The sequence below is a fragment of the Mitsuaria sp. MSU3D genome (assembly GCF_056867975.1).
Map to the genome: position 1 here is coordinate 4,953,928 of NZ_CP200314.1, position 19,333 is coordinate 4,973,260.

Genomic DNA, 19,333 nt, shown 5'->3' on the forward strand with positions numbered 1-19,333 from the left:
CGCGATGCGCCTTCACCACTGGCTCGGCCTGCTGCCCTTCCTCCACGCGGCGCTCGGTCTGGCGGTCGCCAACCGCGTCACGCCTTTCGTGCTGGGCCTGCCCTTCTTCATGGCCTGGATCATCGGCGGCGTGCTGCTCAGCGCGCTCGTGATGGCCTGCGTGTATCGGCTCGATCCGGCCAACCGCAGACCGCGAGACAGGCAGGAGGAGGAGGAATGAACGCCGCGCTGTCCGTCATCCTGCTCACGCTGGTCTTCGCGTTGTGCGCCGGCCTGTGGGCACGGCGAGGCGTGCGCATGGACCTGGCGCAATGGAGCGTCGGAGGACGCGGCTTCTCCACCGTGCTGGTCTTCGTGCTGATGGCGGGCGAGCTCTACACGACGTTCACCTTCCTCGGCGCCAGCGGCTTCGCCTACGGACATGGCGGAGCGGCGCTGTACGTCCTGGTCTACACCTGCCTCGCCTTCGTGATGTCGTACTGGCTGCTGCCTCCGATCTGGCGGCTGGCGCGGCGGCACGGCGCGATGACGCAGCCCGAGGTGTTCGCCGCGGCCTACGGCAGTCCGGCGCTCGGGCTGCTCGTGTCCGCGGTGGCCCTGCTGGCGCTGGTGCCCTACCTGGTCGTGCAGATGAAGGGGCTGGGCCTCATCGTCCAGGTGACGTCCTACGGCGCGTTGTCGCCGACCCTGGCCATCCTCACAGGGGCGGTCGCGATGACCGCCTACGTGATGCTGTCGGGCATGCACGGATCGGCGGTCACGGCCGTGGTCAAGGACGTGCTGGTGCTCGCGGTCTGCGTCTTCCTCGGCCTCTACCTGCCGGCGCACTTCCACGGCGGACTGGGGGCGATGTTCGAGCGCATCGAGGCGGCGCGGCCCGGCTTCCTCGCCCTGCCGGACACCGGGCGGAACACCGTCTGGTTCGCCTCCACGGTGGCCATGTCCGCGATCGGCATGTACCTGTGGCCGCACGCGTTCAGCGCCGTCTTCACCGCGAAGTCGCCCCGCATCTTCCGCCGCAACGCGGCGGTGATGCCGCTCTACGCGCTGGTGATGCTGTTCTCGATGTTTGCGGGATATGCCGCTGTCCTGAACGTGCCGGGATTGAGCGGAGGACGGATCGATCTGGCGCTGCTGGCGCTGTCCATCCGCGCCTTCGACCCCTGGTTCGTCGGCGTGATCGGGGCGGCGGGCATGCTGACGGCCCTCGTGCCGGGCTCGATCATGCTGATCTCCGCCTCGACGCTGCTGGCGCGCAGCCTCTACCGGCCGCTGCGGCCCGGCAGCTCGGACGCGCACCTGATGCGCGTGTCCCGCGTCGCGGTGCCGCTGCTGATGGCGGTGACCGTGGCGTTGACGCTGAACGGCGGCGCCAGCATCGTCGTGCTGCTGCTGATCGGTTTCGCCGTCGTGGCCCAGCTCGCGCCGGCCTTGCTCACCGTGCTGATCGCACCGTCGGCGGCCAATCACGTGGGGGCCATGGCCGGCATCGTCACCGGCGTCGGCTTCGTCTGCACCACCGCCATCGGCGGCGTGGCCCTGCGCGATCTGCTGCCGTGGGCGCCGTCCTGGCTGCAGGACCTGCACCCGGGCTTCGTCGGCCTGATCCTCAATGCGGCCGTGATGTTCGCGTCGAGCCGGCTGACGCGGTCGTCGGCGGGCGCACGGCCGCGAACCGACACGGACCGGCTGCCCGCGTCCTGAGTCGGGCGACGGCGTCGGCGCATGCGCCGGCGCTCATCCTTCGCGGGCCGTCTCCTCGAGCGCGCGTCGCACCCAGTCCTCCAGCTCCGCGGCGTCGATCGGCTTGTCGATGACGCACAGCGCGCCCTGGTGGAGCGCCCGGCGCCGGACGGACTCCGAGGTCAGCGCCGTGATGAACACGGTGGGCACATGGCAGCCCTCGGCCTGCAACTGCGCGAGCAGGCCGATGCCGTCGAGCGGATCCATGTGGATGTCGCAGACCAGGCAGTGCATCCGGCCCGCGACATCGGCGGCGAAGAACTCGGGCGCGGACGCGAAGGCGCGCGCCTGCCAGCCGAAGGCGCGCACGAGGCTGCTCGTGGCGGTGCGGACGAACGGGTCGTCGTCGACGATGACGATGAGCGCCGTGGGAGGGATCGGGGCCGGGTGGACCAGCATGCGCGTGCTCAGACGGCCGCGTCCAGCAGGCCCAGCGACTGCATCTTGCGCACCAGGTCCGCGACCGACCTGGACTGCATCTTGCGCATCGCCTGGCCCCGATGGATCTTGGCCGTGATCTCGGCGATGCCCATGCGGTCCGCGATCTGCTTGTTCATGAGTCCGGTGGCGACCAGGCCCAGCACCTCGCGTTCGCGCGCGGTCAGGCTGGTCCAGCAGTGGCGCAGCCCCTCCAGCGACTGGTCCAGGGCGAGCCGGCGCGCATCGGCCTCCAGCGCCGCGACGACCGCGTCGATCATGTCCTGGTCGCGGAACGGCTTCTCGATGAAGTCGCGCGCGCCGGCCTTCATGGCGCGGACGGTCATGGGCACGTCGCCGTGGCCGGTCATCATGATGACCGGCAGATGGCCCAGCCCGTGGCCGGCCAGCGATTGCTGGAACGCCAGGCCGCTTTCGCCGCGCAGGCGCACATCCAGCACGAGGCAGGACGGCCCGGCCGGCTTGGGTGCCGCGAGGAAGGCCTCGGTCGACGGGAAGTCGCGCACCTGCAGGTCCATCGAGCGCAACAGCCCAGCCAGCGCCGTGCGGATGAGCGGCTCGTCATCCACCACGTAGACGGTGCGGGGCGAATCGGTCCGCGACGCGGCCTCCGGCGTGGGGACCGATCGAGCGGTCGGGGAGAACACGTGCTGCATGGTGGCTATCGGGATCGCATCAGGCGCGAACGGTAGCAGAGGCTACCGGTCGGCGTCTCCTATACGAAGGGATGTCGGCAGGGTGATCGGGGCTCAGCCGAACGTGAAGGCGTAGGCCCGCACGCCGGGGTCGAGGAAGCGGATCTCGACCCGGCGGTCGCGCAGCACCTGCGGCTGGCGGACCAGCTGGTAGAGGCGGCTGGCGTTGACCACGCCGCGACCTTGCGCATCGACGTCCAGGCCGTGGGCCTCCCCGGGCGGCGCGCCGTCGAGGGTCAGCACGAATCTCATGGGCGCGCCGCCGGGCGGCACGCCCAGCACCAGGTGCAGGTCCCGCGCGTGGAAGCGCATGGCGATCACACCGTCGGCCGCGGCCAGGGTGGCGTACTCGGGACCCACGGTCCAGGTGCCGGACAGCCCCCAGTCGTTCAGCGCCAGATCGCCGATGCGGTAGCGCGAGGGACGGTCATGGACGGCGCCGCCCGGCGAGACCATCGCGGTGGCCTGCGCGTAGCCGATGTAGGACTCCGGTGAACGCAAGGTCGCCAGGTCCGCCGAGGCCCCGACGCCGCCCGTGTCGGCCACGGCGTCCGAAGCGGGAGGTGCCGCGCCGTTCTCGGCCAGCAGCGCCCGGATGACCTGCTCGGTGCGGGCCTCGCCCCCTTCACCGAACTGGTGGTGACGGATGCGGCCTTTCGCGTCGATGACGTAGATCGCCGGCCAGTAGCTGTTGCCGAACGCGCGCCAGACGCGGTAGCCGTCGTCCTGCGCGACCGGATAGTCGATCTGCAGGCGTCGCATCGCGGCGGCCACGTTGTCGCTGTCCTTTTCGAAAGCGAATTCCGGCGTGTGGACGCCCACCGCCACCAGGCCCTGCGACGCGTACTGGCGCGCCCAGGCGCGCACGTGCGGCAGCGTGCGCAGGCAGTTGATGCAGGAGTAGGTCCAGAAGTTGACGACGACCACCTTGCCGCGCAGGGCCTGCGCGTCCAGCGGTCCGCCGGACAGCCAGCCGGTGGCGCCCTGGAAGCCTGGGAAGCGGCCTTCGTCGGGCAGGTCGGCGGCGTCCGGTGTCGTCGTGGCGTCGGGTGCCCGGCGCCACCAGGCCACGGGCACGGCGCCGACCCGCGGGCCGTCATCCTCCGACGTGTCCTCGACCAGCAGGTCTCCCGTCGAGCGCGACCCGGTCGGATCGGCGGAACGCGCGCGGCTCCACCCGTCGAGCAGACGCTGTTCCGCCGCCTGGAGCGCGACGGACGGCAGCCGCGTCAGCGCCTGTTCCCATCCGCCCGATGCCACCGCGGCGACCGACAGCAGGACCAGGGCGCCGATCACCCGTCTCAGCGCGGCCACGACCTGGGCCGTCCGCCGCGCGGCGAGGGCGAGCCGCCGGCCGGCGCCGATCACGAGCGCCATCACGCAGGCGGCCCCGGCACCGAAGGCCAGCAGCCGCAGCAAGGTCGTCAGCGGCGGCGCGCCGGCCACGGCACCCGCCAGCACCAGACCCAGCACGGGACCCGCGCAGGGGGCCCACAGCAGGCCGGTCGCCATGCCCGTGACCGCGAGTGACCATGCGCTGCCGTCTTCCGATCCGCCCGCCGGCCCCGCCTTCCTGGCGAGCAGCCGATCCGACCAGCGCGTGACCGGCGCGGCCAGACGTTCGGCCAGGCCCGGAAACAGCAGGCTCATCCCGACCACGGCGAGCCAGACCAGCGCGAACTCCCGCGCCAGCACGCTCGATCGCAGCACCCAGCCGCCGCCGAGCGCCGTCAGCGACGCGAACACCGCAAAGCTGCCGGCCATGCCCAGCAGCAACGGCAGCGCGCCGCGGCGCAGCGGTCGTCCGGAGCCGGTCAGCACGAAAGGCAGCACGGGCAGGATGCAGGGGCTCAACAGCGCCAGGGCGCCGGCGGCGAAAGCAAGCAGCAGGAAGGTCATCGGAGGCTCCGGATCGGGCGGACGTGCCAGCACGTGGTCGAGGTGCCGGGCGTGGCCGCGCCCGGCGCCAGGGTCGTCAGACTCAGCCCGGCATGCGCAGGGCCGAGACCAGCGTCTGGTAGCGATCGCCGTGCTTGAGCGTCTCGTAGCGCGCTCGTGCCGCGACGTAATCGGGCGAGCTGCGCGAGAAGTCGCCCTCGCTGCGATCGAACGCGGCCAAGCCCGATTCGCGATAGACCTGCAGATCGGCAAGCACCTCCGCGCGACTGAGCGGCTTGTCGTTCATGTCGCCCATCATGCTGAGCTCGTCGTAACGCGCCTGCGCCTGCAGCAGCGCCTCGGAGACATTGGATTGCTCGCCGTCGCGCCGCTCGGCCGCCGCCAGGCCGGACACCTCATAGTGGCGCAGGTCCTCGAGCACCTCCTGGCGCGTCAACGGCTTGGCGGCGCCGGCCGCCATGTGCGTCAACGCGAGGTAGCGCCGGCGCGCCTGACGCCAGGCCTCGGTGCCGACCTGCGATTGGGAATCGTCGTGCTCCAGGGCGGCCAGGCCGGAGTCCTGGTAGGCCTTCAGGTCCTGCAGGACCTGGGCGCGGGTCAGCGGCCCCATGCCGGCGGAGGACGGTTCCGCGGCCAGCGCGACGGACATCAGGCCGGCCAGGAGGGCACCACCCAGGGTGATGGCGAGCAGCAGACGCTGCGGGCTGGCGCTCCGTGCGCCGGAGGACGAAGGGAACGGGGACGTGCGGTTCATCATGTGAAGCTCCATGCATCAGGGGCCCCCGGCGACGCGGGCGACGCCAGACGCGAGGCCCACCGCCGGGATGGCGGATCGCGGTGCGTGGGCCGTCGGCCTCGATCCGCGATGCCTCCATCGGACCAGGGCGACGTGCGTCGACCAATCGGACCCTGGGATGACGCGCCCCCTACGACGGTTTGTGCGGCGTCAAACGACCGCGGCCCCCACCCCCTGCGAACGGGCCGTCGACCCCGTCCCTGCGGCCAGGGCGTGGCATGCCGGCGGTGGCGGCGGCGGCCGCGTCGCCGGCCGGAAAGCGGGCCGCCTCAGGCGAGCACCGGTCCGGTGTCCGCGTCCACCCGGACCGCAGCGGGCGCCGAGCCGAGGATCCGCGAGGCCGTCGGCCCGTCGTCCGGCAGGGCGGCGGGCGCATCGGCGGCCGGAAGATCGAGCACCACCCGCGTGCCGTGCGGCAGCGCCGGCGAAAAGGCCAGCGTCCCGCCATGCGCGCCGACGATGGACTTGCAGATCGCCAGGCCCATGCCCATGCCCGTGGCCTTGGTGGTGAAGAACGGCTCCAGGATCTGGCCGAGCGCCTCGGGCGAGATGCCGTCGCCCCGGTCCTCGACCACGACCTGCACCCGTCCGGCCCCTTCGGTCCCCCAGGACAGCGAGAGGCGACGCCGGTCGGCCGGCACGTCGAGCATGGCCTCCGCGCCGTTCATCAACAGGTTGATCGCCACCTGCTGGAGCTGGACACGATCGCCCATCACCCGCGTCGACGCCCCGGTGTCGGCGAGGTCGAGCGCGACGCCCAGCTCGGCGAGCGAGCCGCCCACCAGCGTGGCGCATTCGCGCAGGGCATCGCCGAGGTCGACCTCGGCCAGTCGCGGTTCGACCTTGCGCGTCATCGCCCGCAGGCCCTGAATGATGCTCTTGGCCCGCCGCGCGCTGAGGCCGACGTGACGGACCATCGCCAACGCCTCGCCCACCTCCGGCTGGCTACGGTCCAGCCAGCGGCCCGCGGCGCTCGCCGAGGTGTCGATGGCGCTCAGCGGCTGGCCGATCTCGTGCACGATGGAGGCCACCAGCTCACCCATCGCCTTCAGCCGGCTGGCCCGCTCGAGTTCCGTGAGCGCGGCGCGCAGGCGCTCCTCGGCCGCGGCGCGCTGCAGGTTCTGGTCGACCGCCTCCTCATAGAGCCGGGTGTTCTCCAGCGCGAATGCGGCCTGCGACGCGATCACCTCCAGCAGTTCCGCCTTGGCCGCCGTGAACACCCGCGGGGCCAGGTTGTTCTCCAGATAGAGCACGCCGATCAGCTGACCGCGGCGCATCATCGGCACGCACAGCAGCGACCGGGGCCGATGACGTTTCACGTAGTCATCCTGGGCCAGGGCCTGCGATTCCCGCGCGTCGTCGAACTGCGCCGCCTGCTGCGCCCGGGCCACGGCGTACACCACCGACACGGGAAGCACCTCGCTCGACAGCGGGGCCGGTTTCTGCGCGACCACGATGGCGCCGGCCTGCACACGCGCCGTGGCGCGCACCAGCCAGGCGTCGCCGCGCAGCAGCGCCAGCGTCCCGTACTCCGCGCCCGCGCTCTCGAGCGCGGTGCGCATGGTCGTGTCGACAACCCGCTCGGGCACCAGTTCGCCCCCCAGCGCATGGCTGATCCGCAGCACCGCCTGGACATCGAGGGTGTGCAGCCGCGTCGTCGGGAAACTCGTGGCCTCCGGCTCCAGCAGGTCGGCGTGGCGCGACTGGAGCTCGCGCTGCTTGGCCGTCGCGCCCCAGCGCTGCCAGGCGGCCAACGCGTGTCGCAGATAGGCGCGCCCCTCGATGTCGCGGCCCTGCGCCAGATGGAATTCCGCGGCCAGCTCCGCCGCCAGCGCCTCGACCTGCGTGAGTTGATGGCGTCGAGCCTGTGCCACCGCGTCGGCGTAGAGCGCGGCCGCGTCGGCGCCGCGACCCTGACGGCGCGCTTGTTCTGCGCGGACCAGCGCCCAGCGGGCGCCGAAGTTCTCCGGACAGTGCGTCGACCATCCGGCCAAGGCTGCCATGTGACGTTGCAGCGCCTGAGCGTCTTCATCGGGCGCCGGCGCGTCCGCGCCCGCGAGCAGTGCCAGCGCGCCATAGAACGGCAGGTCACCGTACTCGGCGAAAGCCCGTCCGGCGCCCTGGCAGGCTTCGGCGCGCAGGCGCGCCCGGCGCGCCATGGCCGCATCGCCGAACAGCACGCCCACCTGCAGCCGGTACACCCAGTAGGCAAGGTCGACCAGCGTGGGCGCCGCCGACTCGACGGGCTCGGCCATCGTCTCGTCCATCAGGGCCTGGCCCGAGCCGCCGTGGCCGCCTTCACCACGGTCACCGCGATCGCCCCGGTCGCCATCCTGCAGCTCGCTCAGCAGCGTCCGCTGCGCCAGCAGTGCGTCGACGACGAGCTTGAAGCCCGCGTCGCGCGCCCGGGCCAGCGCGGGTTCCACGCTCTGGCGCACGTCGGCCAGGAACTCCCCGGCGAACAGCATGCCGGTCGCCCGGTTGCGACCGCAGTACAGCGCGAACGTGTGGTCGCCGACGCGCGTGGCGACTTCGAAGGCGCGATCGAAATGCGGGCGCGCGCTGCGCGCCGGCGCCGTCCACGGGACGACGAAGGTGGCGTACGTGTGATAGACCCGCGCCTGGTAGCGGCTCAGGCCCCGCTCGTTCACCAGGTGCAGGGCCAGCTCGCCGAACGCGCGTGACGTGGCGAAGTCGCCATGGCGCGCGCCGAACAGCTGGATCATGCAGACGTAGCCGTTGGCCGAGGCATCCGCATGACCGTTGGCGATGGCCAGCCGCACCATCCGGAGCAGCATCAGGTCGACCAGGCGCTGGTCGGAATAGAGCGCCGGCGGCAGCAGGTCCGCGAAGACGTCGACCATGGCGCGGCGCCGCGGATCGGTGTCGTCCGGCAGATCGCGCAGCCCCGACATGCCGTGCGCGTCGATCCATTGGCGCACCAGGCGGTACTCGGCCTCCACCTGCGCGTCGTCTGGGCGCCGCGGCAACTCGAAACCCGCCTGTCGCAGGAAACCCAGTCCCACGTCGAGGGCGTCGTCATAGCGCCCCAGGGCGGTGTACAGCGCGGCACGCAGGCGCGCGAGCTCGGCGCCGAACACGCCGTCGCCGGCCAGGTCCGCCAGTCCGGCGAGCCGCGCCTCGGCGTCGGCCAGCGCGCCGGTCATGAACTCGGCTTCGCCGCAGAGCAGGGCCGCCTGGAGCGCCTCCTCGCCGCGATCGCCGTCGAACCAGCGCAGCGCGTGGCGGAAGTAGTCCAGCGCCGCCTGATGGGCCGTCGCGGCCTTGGCACGCCGGCCCGCCTCGAGGTTCACCAGCGCGAAGGCGCGCCGCTCGTCCTGCGGGCCGGGCGACGGCGCTGCGAGGTTGGCCTGCGTCGCCAGCAGGTAGATCGGCACGGTCGACGGCGGTGCCGTCATCAGCCGGCGCGCGATGGACAGATGCAGCGCCGCTTGCGCCGCCGGAGGCTGCGACGCCAGCACGGCTTCACGGACGTGATCGTGGGTGAAGGCCCATTCGTCGCCGTCCGCGCTCACGAAGCCCGCCTCCGCGGCCGCCGCGAAGGCCGGCGGCAGGGCCTCGGGCGCGACGCCGCCCGCCAGCGCCAGCAAGGGGCCGGCGACACGGTCGCCGAGCGCCGCCAGCGTCCTCAGCAGCGACAGCGTGGGCCCGGGCAGTTCATCGAGGTCCAAGGCCAGCAGTCCGCCGACATCGCACAGACCGGGCTCCGCGCGGATGCGGTGGAGGTCCCAGGTCCAGGCGCGGCGCACCGGGTCGTGCCGCAGCAAGCGGGCGGCGAGCAGACGGTTCAATAGCCGACGGATGAAGAACGGGTTGCGTCCGGTCCACTTCTCCACCAGCTGCTGCAGATCGGCCAGCGCCGCGGCATCGGACATGGCCTGCCCCAGGGCGCCGGCGATGAGCCGGCGCGTCGACGCACTGTCGATCGGCGCGAGGTCCAGGTGCAGCGGCGCGACGCGCGCGCTGGGCGCGGGTGACGGATGCCGCGGATGGCCCGGGCCCGAGGACCGGATCGATCCCAGCACGAGCAGGGCCGCATCGGCATGATCGGCCAGCAGACGATCCAGCAGTCGCAGCGTCTCGACATCGGCCCATTGCAGGTCGTCCAGCATCAGCACCAAGGGGCGCTCCGGCCGCGCGAAGCAGGCGATCATGCGGCCCATCGCGTGCAGCACGAGCTCCCGTTCGAAGACCAGCGCCATGTCGGCGAGGGACGGCGCAACGTCCTCGGGGGTCAGATCCAGCAGGGGACGCAGGTCGGGAAGCAGGCCGGCCACCGTCGCGGAGACCGGATGCGTGGCCTCGCGCAGGCGCTGGCGCCACCTCGCGAACTCCTGCTCGGCGCTGCTGAGCGCGACCTGCAGCAAGGGCCGCAGCGCGCGCGTCATCACGTCGAACGGCAGGCCGGTGCCCGTGGACATGCACTTCGCCGAGGCAACCAGTGGCGCGCCGTCGCCCTCCAGGCGCGCGACCAGCTCGCGCAGCAAGCGCGACTTGCCGATGCCCGCGTCGCCATGGACGAAGGCGGTGCGCGCGCCCCCGCCGGTCCGGACACACTGGTAGAGCGCCTGCAGCTGGCGCAGTTCATGGTCACGCCCGAGGACGGGCATCGCGTGGTCCCAATCCGCCATCGCGGAGCCGGCGTTCAGCGGGAAGGTCGGGATGCCGCCGTGCTCGTCCAGCAGTTCTTCGCACGCCGTCAGGTCGGCCAGCAGCGCCGCCGCATCGGCGTAACGCAGCTCGGGCGATTTCTCGAGCAGGCGGCCGACGATGCGCGACAGCTGCATCGGCACGTCGGGCCTCAGGCGATGGGCCAGGGCGGGCCGCCGGGTGGCATGCGCATGCAGGCGCGCCGCGGCGTCGGGGGCTTCGAAGAGCGGCGCGTGGACGAGCAGCTCATGGAAGATGGCGCCCAGCGCATACAGGTCGGCCCGGACATCGGCCCGGACATTCATCCGCGCGCCGAGTTCCGGCGCCAGATAGTCGAAGCTGGCGTCATCCCATTCGACGGGATCGTCCGCGGGAGCCTGCTCGTCGCCCCCGAGGCGCGAGGCCATGCCGAAGCCGATGAGGTGCGCGCATTGCAGGCGCTCATCCACCAGGATCCGGTCAGGCGTGAGCGCTCGGTGCAGCACGCCCGACCGATGCATCGCGGCGATGGCCGTCGTGACCGCGCAGGCCAGCCGCAGGAACTTGCGCACCGGCAGGGCGGGCTGGGCCAGCTCACGCAGCGGCAGGCCGCCGGGATCGCTGCCCAGGAGCAGCGACCGCTGTCCGCTAGGAATGAGCGATTCCGGCTGCACGGCCCAGTCGCCGTGCAGCGCATGCCGGAACGCGTACTCGCGCTGAAGCAGCGACAGCAGGGCCGCGGAATCGTTCCGGCTCCCGGCCAGCAGCCGGGACGACCCGTCCTCCAGCCAGACGCGATGCAACCGCGCGCCGAGGCGGCGGGCGGATTCGTAGGGCAGGTCTGCGAGTGGCGGCATCTTGTTTTATGTAGGGAACGCTACATGAAACTGGATCATAGGAGCAGTCGCCTCCGTTCGCAAGCCGGGCGGTGGGATCCCGTCGGAGCGCGGTCGTCGGCATGCCGCGTCATCGCGGCGGCGCCCGGGGCCCATACCTTGGTTGCAGCCTGCTGAACGAGGGTGCTATGGGCCGCACGCGCCGGTTTTGATGTGATGCGTCGCCTTGACCCACTCTCTTCTGGAGAACCCACATGTCCGACTCGAATCCGCCGCGCGCCGATGCCGCCCGACGTCACTTCCTCGCTGCTTCCGCGATCGCAGGCGCATCCGGTCTGAGCCTGCTGACCCGGTCCGCCGAGGCCAGCCACGGCGCCACGGCCAGCGCCTCCTGGAGCGGCGCCGTCGGCGCCGGACCCACGCAGGTCGCCGCGGGCGATGCCAGCATCCGGCCGTTCCGCATCGCCGTCCCGCAGGCGGCGCTGGACGACCTGCGGCGGCGTCTGGCCACCACGCGCTGGCCCGACCGGGAGACGGTGCGTGACACCTCGCAAGGCGTGCCGCTGGCGACGCTGCGCAAGCTCTGCGCCTACTGGGGCGGGCCGTACGACTGGCGTCGTCTCGAGCGCTCGCTGAATGCGCTTCCCCAGTTCGTCACCCAGATCGACGGCGTGGACATCCACTTCCTGCATGTGAAGTCGCGACACCCGAACGCCCTGCCCCTGCTGATCACGCACGGCTGGCCCGGCTCGATCCTGGAGATGGTCAAGAGCATCGGTCCGCTGACCGATCCGACCGCGTACGGCGGCGCGGCGACGGACGCCTTCGACGTGGTCATTCCGTCGATCCCCGGCTACGGCTTCTCGGGTCGGCCGACGGAGTTGGGCTGGGGCCCCGAGCGCGTGGGGCGGGCCTGGGCGGTGCTGATGGAACGGCTCGGTTATGCACGTTACGTGTCGCAAGGCGGCGATCACGGCTCGGTGATCTCCAACGCGATGGCGCGGCTCCAGGTGCCGGGACTGGCGGGCATCCACGTCAGCATGCCGCCGACCGTGCCTCCGGAACTCGTCAAGCCGATCAACGCCGGCGACGCGGCGCCGGCGGGGCTCTCCACGCCGGAGCGCGTCGCCTTCGAGACCCTGAGCCGCTTCTTCGCGCGCAACGCGGCGTACGGCGCGCTGATGGTCACGCGGCCCCAGACCATCGGCTACGCGCTGTGCGACTCGCCGGCCGCGCTGGCGGCGTTCATGTTCGAGAAGATCGCCGAATGGACCTTCAGCGACGGCCACCCGGAGCGCGTGCTGTCCAAGGACGAGATCCTCGACGACATCACGCTCTACTGGCTGAGCGACACCGGTGCGTCGTCCTCGCGCTTCTACTGGGAGAACAACAACAACAACTTCAGCGCCGAGCACCAGCGCACCGCGCAGATCCGCCTGCCGGTCGCCGTCACGATCTTCCCCGGCGAGATCTATCGCGCGCCGAGGTCCTGGACCGAACGGGCGTATCCGACCCTGGCCTACTTCCATGAAGTGGATCGCGGCGGACACTTCGCCGCGTGGGAGCAGCCGGAACTCTTCGCCTCGGAGATGCGGGCGGCGTTCCGTTCGCTGCGCTGAGTCTGTCGGCCGCCGCCTGCCGGGCGGCGGCTCGCCGCCCGATGTTCAGCCGACGGTGATGGTCTTGGGCTCCAGGAAGGCCTCCATCCCCGTCACGCCGAATTCCCGTCCCAGGCCCGACTGCTTGACGCCGCCGAACGGCGCCAGCAGATCCGGCGCCACGCGGTTGATCAGCACCGTGCCCGCCTGCAGGCGGGCGGCGATGCGTCTCGCCGCGGCGATGTCGTCGGAGAAGACATAGGCCTGCAGCCCGTACGGCGAGTCGTTGGCGACCGACACCGCGTCGTCCTCGTCGTCCACCGCCAGGATGGACAGCACCGGACCGAAGATCTCCTCGCGGGCGATGGTCATGTCGTTGCGGACGTCGGCGAACACCGTGGGCTGCACGAACCAGCCGCGCTCGATGCCGGGCGGGCGACCAGGCCCGCCGACCACCAGCGTCGCGCCTTGCTGGATTCCGCGGTGGATATAGGACTGGACGCGCTCGAAGTGGGCACGGCCGACCATGGGGCCGACGGCCGTTGCCGGATCGCCCGGGTCTCCGACCCGCAGGGCGGCCACGGCGGCTTGCACGCGCGCCACGACCTCCGCCATCCGGTGCCGCGAGACCAGCAGCCGCGTGCCGGCCACGCACGCCTGGCCGCTGTTCATGAAAGCGGCGGCGACGGCGAGCGGCACGGCCACATCCAGCCTTGCGTCATCCAGCAGCAAGGACGCGGACTTGCCTGTCAGCGCCAGGCTGACGCGCTTCAGGCCCTCGATGCCGGCCTGCGCGATGAGCTTGCCGGTGGGGGTCGAGCCGGTGAAGGACAACTTCGTGACCGCGGGATGGCTGCTGAGTGCCGCGCCGACGTCCGCGCCCCGGCCGGTCACGATGTTCACGACACCCGGCGGCAGGCCGGCGTCGTCGACGGCCTGGGCCATCACCTGCGCCTGCCAAGGGCTCAGCTCGCTGGGCTTCACGACGGTGGCGCAGCCGGCGGCCAGCGCGCCGGCCAGCTTGCTCGCCATCGTCCCGGCCGCGGCGTTCCATGGCGCGAAGAGTCCCGCCACGCCGACGGGTTCCATGCGCAGTGTCGAGATGCCGTCCGCGCCCGCCGGGCGTTCGAAGGCGTAATGCTCCAGCGTGCGCGCCGCTTGTCCGAGGCATTCGGCCGCGTAGGTCGACACCCATTGCGAGCGAGAGAAGGGACCGCCGTACTCGAGGATGGAGGACTCCCGCAGCGCATCGGCGTGGGCCAGCATCGCCGCCTGCAGGCGCTCGAGCATGCCGATGCGCTCGGACTTCGAGGTCCGCGCGAAGGTCGGCTGCGCCCTCGCCGCGGCGTCGATGGCGCGTCGGACGTCCTCGCGGTTGGCCAGCCTTGCGCGGCCGATGACGGCCTCGCTGGCGGGGTTCACGATCTCGACGATCTCGTCCCCCGCGGTCGGAACGAAGCGGCCGTCGATGTAGCTGTGCTCGATGTTCAGCATGGCTGATGCCCTCAAGGAATACGGGAAGCCATCAATGTAGGGAGCACCACAACGGCAGGTAACCATACGAAGGTTTCCAGGGCGCCCGCGACGCGATGACGACATGAGCTCCGTCATGCACGCCATTGCCTTTCGTGCCGCGTCGATGTCCGCGATCCCCTGTCGCTCGGCCTGCTGGCCGCAACGGCCCTGTCCAGGCCCAGTCGATCGGCGTCAAGCCAAGCCTGCGGACCGGCGCCGGCTTCAACACGCTCAACGGCCGGAAGACGCCCACGCGATCTTCGACATCAACGGGGCGCTGACCTCGCCGCAGAAGAGCGGTCTGTCGGCAGACGGTCACCGGCAGGTCGAGGCAGGTCGAGGCAGGTCGAGGCAGGTCGATTGACATATGATTATGATCATATTAATCTTCGCCCCATGAGCGCCTCGTCCTCCTCTTCCCGTTCCACCCGCAAGGAAGAATCCCGCGACCGCATCCTCGACGTCGCCTCCCGCACCGTCCGGCGCGCCGGCTTCGACGGCGTGGGCGTGGCGGACGTGATGAAGCAGGCCGGGCTGACGCACGGCGGCTTCTATGCGCATTTCCCGTCCCGCGACGATCTGCTGATCGCCGCCGCAGTGCGCGCCGGGCAAGACAGCCGGCAGGTCCATCAAGGGCATGTCGACCGCCTCATCGCCGCGGGCGTCCCGCCGTTTCGCGCGGTGATGGAAACCTATCTGCATGAGGCCGGCCTCGACAACATCGAGTGCGGATGCCCCGTCGCCGCGCTGGTCTCGGAGATGCCTCGCCAATCGAGCGCCGTCCAGGACGAAGGACGTGGCCTCGTGTTGCAGCTTCAGCGGATGGTCTCGGAGGCGCTGGGGCCTGACGCTCCCGCAGAGGCCGCCTGGCCGATCGCCGCAACGCTGATCGGCGCCTTGCAACTGGCCCGCGCCGTCGGCGACAGGGACCAGGCGCTCGCCATCCTCGCCAGCACGAAGCGCTCACTGCTGGCTCAACACACCGAAGCCGCGCAGCCGGCACGGTCCGCACGCCCAGTGCGCTGATTCCTGTTTTTCGTTCAGGGACGCTCGGGTCCCTTCTCTTTGCCTATATATATGACGTGCGTCATATGAAATCAACGCGCTGCGGCGCAGAAGGAAGTTCCATGCAGATCAAGGATGCCGTCGTCTTCATCACCGGTGCGAACCGGGGCCTCGGGCTCGAATTCGCGAAACAGGCGCTGGCCCGCGGCGCGAAGAAGGTCTACGCGGCGGCGCGCGACGTCTCGACCATCACGCTGCCCGGCGTCGTGCCGGTGCAGCTCGATGTGACCAAGCCCGTGCAGGCCGCTGCTGCGGCACGCGCCTGCGGCGACGTCACGCTGCTGATCAACAACGCCGGCATCGGCCGGGTCGGCGGGATCGCGAGCGACAACGCCGAGATCGTCCTGCGTGAGCAGCTCGAGACCAATCTGTTCGGCATCTTCCATGTCGCACGCGAGTTCGCGCCGGTGTTGGGCCGCAACGGCGGCGGCGCGATCCTGAACATGCTGTCCATCCTCAGCTGGGTGAACACGCCGATGCTCGGCGCCTACGGCGTCAGCAAGGCCGCGGCCTGGGCGCTGACCAACAGCCTGCGTGCCGAGCTCGCGCCGCAGGGCACGTTGGTCGCCGGCTTCCACGGCGGCTTCATCGACACGGACATGATCCGGGACTTCGACGTGCCCAAGGCCCGTCCCGAAGACGTGGTGCGAGATTCGCTCGATGGGATCGAACAGGGCGCCGTCGAGATCACCGTCGACGACTCGACGCGCCAGGTCAAGAAGGCGCTGTCGGACGGGGTGTACCTGATGGATCCGCTGGCGCGCTGAGCGTGCCGGGTGCCGCAAGGGCGCTCGACGCGTCGAAGAAGTTCACGCTGAACCGGCGTCGCAGGCGGAAGCCCAGGCGCTCGTAGAGCGCGATCGCCGTGACGTTGTCGCTGAACACGTGCAGGAAGGGCGTCTCACCACGGTCGAAGATGCCCTGCGCGACCGCCTTCATCAGAGACGCGGCAAAGCCGCGGCCACGACACGAGGGGTCGACGCAGACCGCGCTGACTTCGGTGAAGCCAGGCACCTTCATCCGCTCTCCCGACAGCGCCACCAGCCGCCCCTCCAGCCGGACGCCGATGTAGCGGCCCAGCTCGAGGGTGCGGAGCCCGAAGGGCCCGGGCTGCGTCGCACGCACGAGCTCGAGGATGTCCGACACGTCCGTGGCACCGAGCGTCAGCGTCTCGATGTCCGGCACGGGCGCCAGCGCCGATGCATCCACCAGCACCATCTGGTCGACCGGCGCCCGCTTGATCGGCACGATGCCGCCGAACGGACGTTCGTCCTCCGCCGTCACGAGGACGACGGGAGATCCGACGCGCAGCAGTGCCGACAGTAGTTCAGGCGAGCCGTTCGACGGCGGGCGGATCGCTCCGAAGGGGGCGACGTCCGGCAGGAATCGTCGGGCATCACCCTCGCTGACGGCCAACGAGGTTTGACGGCTGGTGAGCGCATGCCAGACCACATGATCGAGCGGCGAGTCGTCGGGAGGCTGAGGGACAGGGGAAGTCGGCGCGATGTTCATGCGCCAGCACTCTAGGCGGTCAGCGGTCGTGGCGCCACCGTCGGCCGCGACATCCCGGCGGTCATTCACGACGCGCCGGTTTCTCCTCGCCCGACGCCGCCCTGTTGCGTGATCACTCCGCCTTCGCGCCGGCCGCCTTGATCACCGGATCCCACTTCTTGATCTCGGCGGCCGTCTGCGTGCCGAGCGCCTGCGGCTTGAGGCGGTCGCCTTGCGGCGGGACGACGCCCATCTCCTGGAAGCGCTTCACGACGTTGGGATCCACCAGCGCATGACGCAGCGCCGTGTTCAGGCGCGTCACGACCGCCGCGGGCGTGCCCTTCGGCGCATAGACCCCGTGCCACACGGCCAGCTCGAAGCCAGGCAGGCCGCCTTCGGCGAAGGTGGGAACGTTCGGCAGCTGCGACACGCGCGCCTTGGTCGCCATCGCATACGCCTTGAGCGCCCCCGAGGCCACGTGCGGGCCCGTCGCCACCGGCTGGTCGCAGATCAGGTCGACATTGCCGGCGATCACATCCTGAAGCGCCGGACCGGTGCCGCGGTACGGCACCATCGTCACCGTGGTGTTCGTGGTCTGGCTGAACAGCATCGCGCAGAGATGCGAGGTCGCGCCGACGCCCGCATGCGCGAACCGCACCTCGCCGGGCTTGGCCTTCATCTGCTTGATGACCTCGGCGACCGTCGCCGGCGCGAAGTCCTTGTTCCCCACCAGGATCATCGGCACGTCACCCGCCAGGCTGATCGGCACCAGGTCTTTCGTGGCATCGAACGGCAGCTTCGGATACAGCGCCGGCGCCGTCGCGATGCCCATGTTGTGCAGCAGCACCGTGTAGCCGTCAGCCGGCGCCCGCGCCACCTTGGCCGTGCCGATCGTGCCGCCGGCGCCACCCGCGTTCTCCACGATCACCTGCTGGCCCAGGTCGCGCGTCATCGCTTCGGCGATCAGCCGGCCGATCACGTCGGTGGAGCCGCCCGTCGCATAGGGAATCACCATCGTGATCGGCTTGTCCGGATACGCGGCGGACGCCGCCGTGGCCAACGCCATCGATACCGTCGTCACCGTGACGGTCAGGACCTTCTTCGCAATCTTTCGCATGTCTCGCTCCAAGGGGGTAAGGAAGTGCGCCTCCGGTCCATCGCCGGCCGCTGCGTGTCTGTCGATGCAGGAAATGAAATGCGCCTCGACGCGAGCCGTCAGGCCGCGCCGATGCCGCCGAAGCTCATCAGCTTCAGCTCGGTGTATTCGTCCAGGCCGTGCCGGGAGCCTTCGCGCCCCAGCCCGGATTGCTTGATGCCGCCGAACGGCACCGTCTCGCTCGAGATCGCGCCGGTGTTGATGCCGACCATCCCCGACTCGATCGCCTCCGCAACGCGGAAGCAGCGCGCGACATCGCGCGAGTAGAAGTAGCTCGCCAGGCCGAACTCGCTCGCGTTGGCCCAGGTGATCGCCTCCGCTTCGGTGTCGAAGGCCACCAGCGGCGCGACGGGACCGAAGGTCTCCTCGTCCAGGCAGCGCATGCCCGCCTTCACGTCGAGCAGCACGGTCGGTTGCATGAACCAGCCGGGTCCGTCGATCGCCTGGCCGCCTGTGCCCAGGCGTGCGCCGCGGTCCAGCGCATCGCGCACGTGCGACAGCGCCTTGCGCCGCGCCGCCTCGTTGATCAGCGGACCTTGCGTCACGCCTTCTTCCAGGCCGTTGCCGGTCCGCAGCGCGCGGACACGCTGGATCAGCCGCGCCGCGAAGTCCTCGTAGATGCCGCGCTGCACGAAGAGCCGGTTGGCGCAGACACAGGTCTGGCCGGCGTTGCGGAACTTGGAGGCGATCGCGCCCTCCACCGCCGCGTCGAGGTCCGCATCGTCGAAGACGATGAACGGCGCATTGCCGCCGAGCTCCAGACCGAGCTTCTTCACCGTCGGCGCGCATTGCGCCATCAGCAGGCGGCCCACCGGCGTGGAGCCGGTGAAGCTGAGCATCCGCACCGTCGGCGACGACGTGAGCGCCGCGCCGATCTCGACGGCATCACCGATGACGACGTTCAGCACGCCGACCGGGAGGCCGGCGTCGAGCGCGAGTTCCGCGAGTCGCAATGCGGTCAGCGGCGTCAGCTCCGACGGCTTCAGCACCATCGTGCAGCCGGCCGCGAGCGCCGGCGCCACCTTGCGCGTGATCATCGCGGCGGGGAAGTTCCACGGCGTGATCGCGGCGCAGACGCCCACCGGCTCGCGCACGACGAGCTGCCGCCGATCCGGCGACGAGGCCGGGATCGTCTCGCCATGCAAGCGCCGCGCCTCCTCGGCGTAGAAGCGGATGTAGCTCGCGGCATAGACGATCTCGGCGCGCGCTTCCGCCAGCGGCTTGCCTTGCTCGGAGACCATGACGCGTGCCAGTTCGTCGGTCTTCGCGATGACGAGCTCGAACCAACGCTGCAGCACCTCGGCGCGGGCGTGACCGCCGCGCCGCCGCCAATCGACCTGTGCGATGCGCGCCGCCTCGATGGCCGCCTGCGCCTCTGGCGCCGAGGCCTTGCGCACCTGCGCGACGCGCTCGCCGGTCGCGGGGTTGACGACGTCGAAGGAAGCGCTCAT

14 protein-coding genes are annotated in these 19,333 nt (G+C 70.9%); 5 read left to right on the forward strand and 9 right to left on the reverse strand.

Annotated features, from left to right (window positions below; genetic code table 11):
- Positions 1-4 precede the first annotated feature (4 nt).
- Positions 5-220: a DUF3311 domain-containing protein gene (locus AC1VNM_RS21705; RefSeq protein WP_377159025.1), complete on the forward strand. Its 216-nt coding sequence runs from the start codon at positions 5-7 to the stop codon at positions 218-220.
- A complete protein-coding gene (locus tag AC1VNM_RS21710) occupies positions 217-1,704 on the forward strand; it encodes a sodium:solute symporter family protein (RefSeq protein WP_483108263.1) in 1,488 nt (495 codons plus the stop codon). Before AC1VNM_RS21705 ends, AC1VNM_RS21710 begins: the two co-directional genes overlap by 4 nt.
- Before the next feature lie 33 nt (positions 1,705-1,737).
- Here AC1VNM_RS21710 and AC1VNM_RS21715 read toward each other — a convergent pair whose 3' ends face one another.
- From AC1VNM_RS21715 to AC1VNM_RS21735, 5 genes are all read right to left on the reverse strand, one after another.
- Complete coding sequence (locus tag AC1VNM_RS21715; RefSeq protein ID WP_483108264.1) at positions 1,738-2,142, reverse strand: response regulator transcription factor; 405 nt, start codon at positions 2,140-2,142, stop codon at positions 1,738-1,740.
- An 8-nt stretch (positions 2,143-2,150) separates the two neighbouring features.
- Complete coding sequence (locus AC1VNM_RS21720; RefSeq protein WP_483108265.1) at positions 2,151-2,837, reverse strand: response regulator transcription factor; 687 nt, start codon at positions 2,835-2,837, stop codon at positions 2,151-2,153.
- Positions 2,838-2,930: 93 nt separating this feature from the next.
- Positions 2,931-4,775: a cytochrome c biogenesis protein DipZ gene (locus AC1VNM_RS21725; protein ID WP_483108266.1), complete on the reverse strand. Its 1,845-nt coding sequence runs from the start codon at positions 4,773-4,775 to the stop codon at positions 2,931-2,933.
- A gap of 82 nt (positions 4,776-4,857) precedes the next feature.
- On the reverse strand, positions 4,858-5,529 hold the full coding sequence (locus AC1VNM_RS21730; protein WP_483108267.1) for a DUF4148 domain-containing protein: 672 nt from the start codon (positions 5,527-5,529) through the stop codon (positions 4,858-4,860).
- A gap of 311 nt (positions 5,530-5,840) precedes the next feature.
- A complete protein-coding gene (locus tag AC1VNM_RS21735; protein ID WP_483108268.1) occupies positions 5,841-11,078 on the reverse strand; it encodes a trifunctional serine/threonine-protein kinase/ATP-binding protein/sensor histidine kinase in 5,238 nt (1,745 codons plus the stop codon).
- Positions 11,079-11,311: 233 nt separating this feature from the next.
- On the opposite strand from AC1VNM_RS21735, the gene AC1VNM_RS21740 reads away from it, so the two are divergent.
- Positions 11,312-12,676, forward strand: coding sequence for an epoxide hydrolase family protein (locus tag AC1VNM_RS21740; RefSeq protein WP_483108269.1), 1,365 nt, complete (start codon positions 11,312-11,314; stop codon positions 12,674-12,676).
- A 45-nt stretch (positions 12,677-12,721) separates the two neighbouring features.
- On the opposite strand, the gene AC1VNM_RS21745 is transcribed toward AC1VNM_RS21740, so the two are convergent.
- Positions 12,722-14,149 carry an aldehyde dehydrogenase family protein gene (locus tag AC1VNM_RS21745; protein ID WP_483108270.1) on the reverse strand — a complete coding sequence of 476 codons (1,428 nt, stop codon included), beginning with the start codon at positions 14,147-14,149 and terminating at the stop codon, positions 12,722-12,724.
- Between the two features lie 417 nt (positions 14,150-14,566).
- Between AC1VNM_RS21745 and AC1VNM_RS21750 the strand changes: the two genes are divergently transcribed.
- Positions 14,567-15,196: a TetR/AcrR family transcriptional regulator gene (locus tag AC1VNM_RS21750; RefSeq protein WP_483108271.1), complete on the forward strand. Its 630-nt coding sequence runs from the start codon at positions 14,567-14,569 to the stop codon at positions 15,194-15,196.
- Between the two features lie 101 nt (positions 15,197-15,297).
- A complete protein-coding gene (locus AC1VNM_RS21755) occupies positions 15,298-16,002 on the forward strand; it encodes an SDR family oxidoreductase (RefSeq protein WP_483108272.1) in 705 nt (234 codons plus the stop codon).
- On the opposite strand, the gene AC1VNM_RS21760 is transcribed toward AC1VNM_RS21755, so the two are convergent.
- From AC1VNM_RS21760 to AC1VNM_RS21770, 3 genes are all read right to left on the reverse strand, one after another.
- Complete coding sequence (locus AC1VNM_RS21760) at positions 15,950-16,747, reverse strand: GNAT family N-acetyltransferase (protein WP_483108273.1); 798 nt, start codon at positions 16,745-16,747, stop codon at positions 15,950-15,952. The genes AC1VNM_RS21755 and AC1VNM_RS21760 overlap by 53 nt on opposite strands.
- 112 nt (positions 16,748-16,859) lie before the next feature.
- Entirely contained in the window at positions 16,860-17,792 is a 933-nt protein-coding gene (locus AC1VNM_RS21765; protein WP_377161676.1) for a tripartite tricarboxylate transporter substrate-binding protein, read from the reverse strand.
- A gap of 149 nt (positions 17,793-17,941) precedes the next feature.
- Complete coding sequence (locus AC1VNM_RS21770) at positions 17,942-19,333, reverse strand: NAD-dependent succinate-semialdehyde dehydrogenase (protein ID WP_377159007.1); 1,392 nt, start codon at positions 19,331-19,333, stop codon at positions 17,942-17,944.

Coding starts and splice junctions, on each gene's coding strand:
- AC1VNM_RS21765 (WP_377161676.1), bottom strand. CDS start 17,792: ATGGCGTTGGCCACGGCGGCGTCCGCCGCGTATCCGGACAAGCCGATC.
- AC1VNM_RS21745 (WP_483108270.1), bottom strand. CDS start 14,149: ATGCTGAACATCGAGCACAGCTACATCGACGGCCGCTTCGTTCCGACC.
- AC1VNM_RS21730 (WP_483108267.1), bottom strand. CDS start 5,529: ATGAACCGCACGTCCCCGTTCCCTTCGTCCTCCGGCGCACGGAGCGCC.
- AC1VNM_RS21735 (WP_483108268.1), bottom strand. CDS start 11,078: ATGCCGCCACTCGCAGACCTGCCCTACGAATCCGCCCGCCGCCTCGGC.
- AC1VNM_RS21770 (WP_377159007.1), bottom strand. CDS start 19,333: ATGAGCGCTTCCTTCGACGTCGTCAACCCCGCGACCGGCGAGCGCGTC.
- AC1VNM_RS21710 (WP_483108263.1), top strand. CDS start 217: ATGAACGCCGCGCTGTCCGTCATCCTGCTCACGCTGGTCTTCGCGTTG.
- AC1VNM_RS21720 (WP_483108265.1), bottom strand. CDS start 2,837: ATGCAGCACGTGTTCTCCCCGACCGCTCGATCGGTCCCCACGCCGGAG.
- AC1VNM_RS21705 (WP_377159025.1), top strand. CDS start 5: ATGCGCCTTCACCACTGGCTCGGCCTGCTGCCCTTCCTCCACGCGGCG.
- AC1VNM_RS21750 (WP_483108271.1), top strand. CDS start 14,567: ATGAGCGCCTCGTCCTCCTCTTCCCGTTCCACCCGCAAGGAAGAATCC.
- AC1VNM_RS21740 (WP_483108269.1), top strand. CDS start 11,312: ATGTCCGACTCGAATCCGCCGCGCGCCGATGCCGCCCGACGTCACTTC.
- AC1VNM_RS21755 (WP_483108272.1), top strand. CDS start 15,298: ATGCAGATCAAGGATGCCGTCGTCTTCATCACCGGTGCGAACCGGGGC.
- AC1VNM_RS21725 (WP_483108266.1), bottom strand. CDS start 4,775: ATGACCTTCCTGCTGCTTGCTTTCGCCGCCGGCGCCCTGGCGCTGTTG.
- AC1VNM_RS21760 (WP_483108273.1), bottom strand. CDS start 16,747: ATGAACATCGCGCCGACTTCCCCTGTCCCTCAGCCTCCCGACGACTCG.
- AC1VNM_RS21715 (WP_483108264.1), bottom strand. CDS start 2,142: ATGCTGGTCCACCCGGCCCCGATCCCTCCCACGGCGCTCATCGTCATC.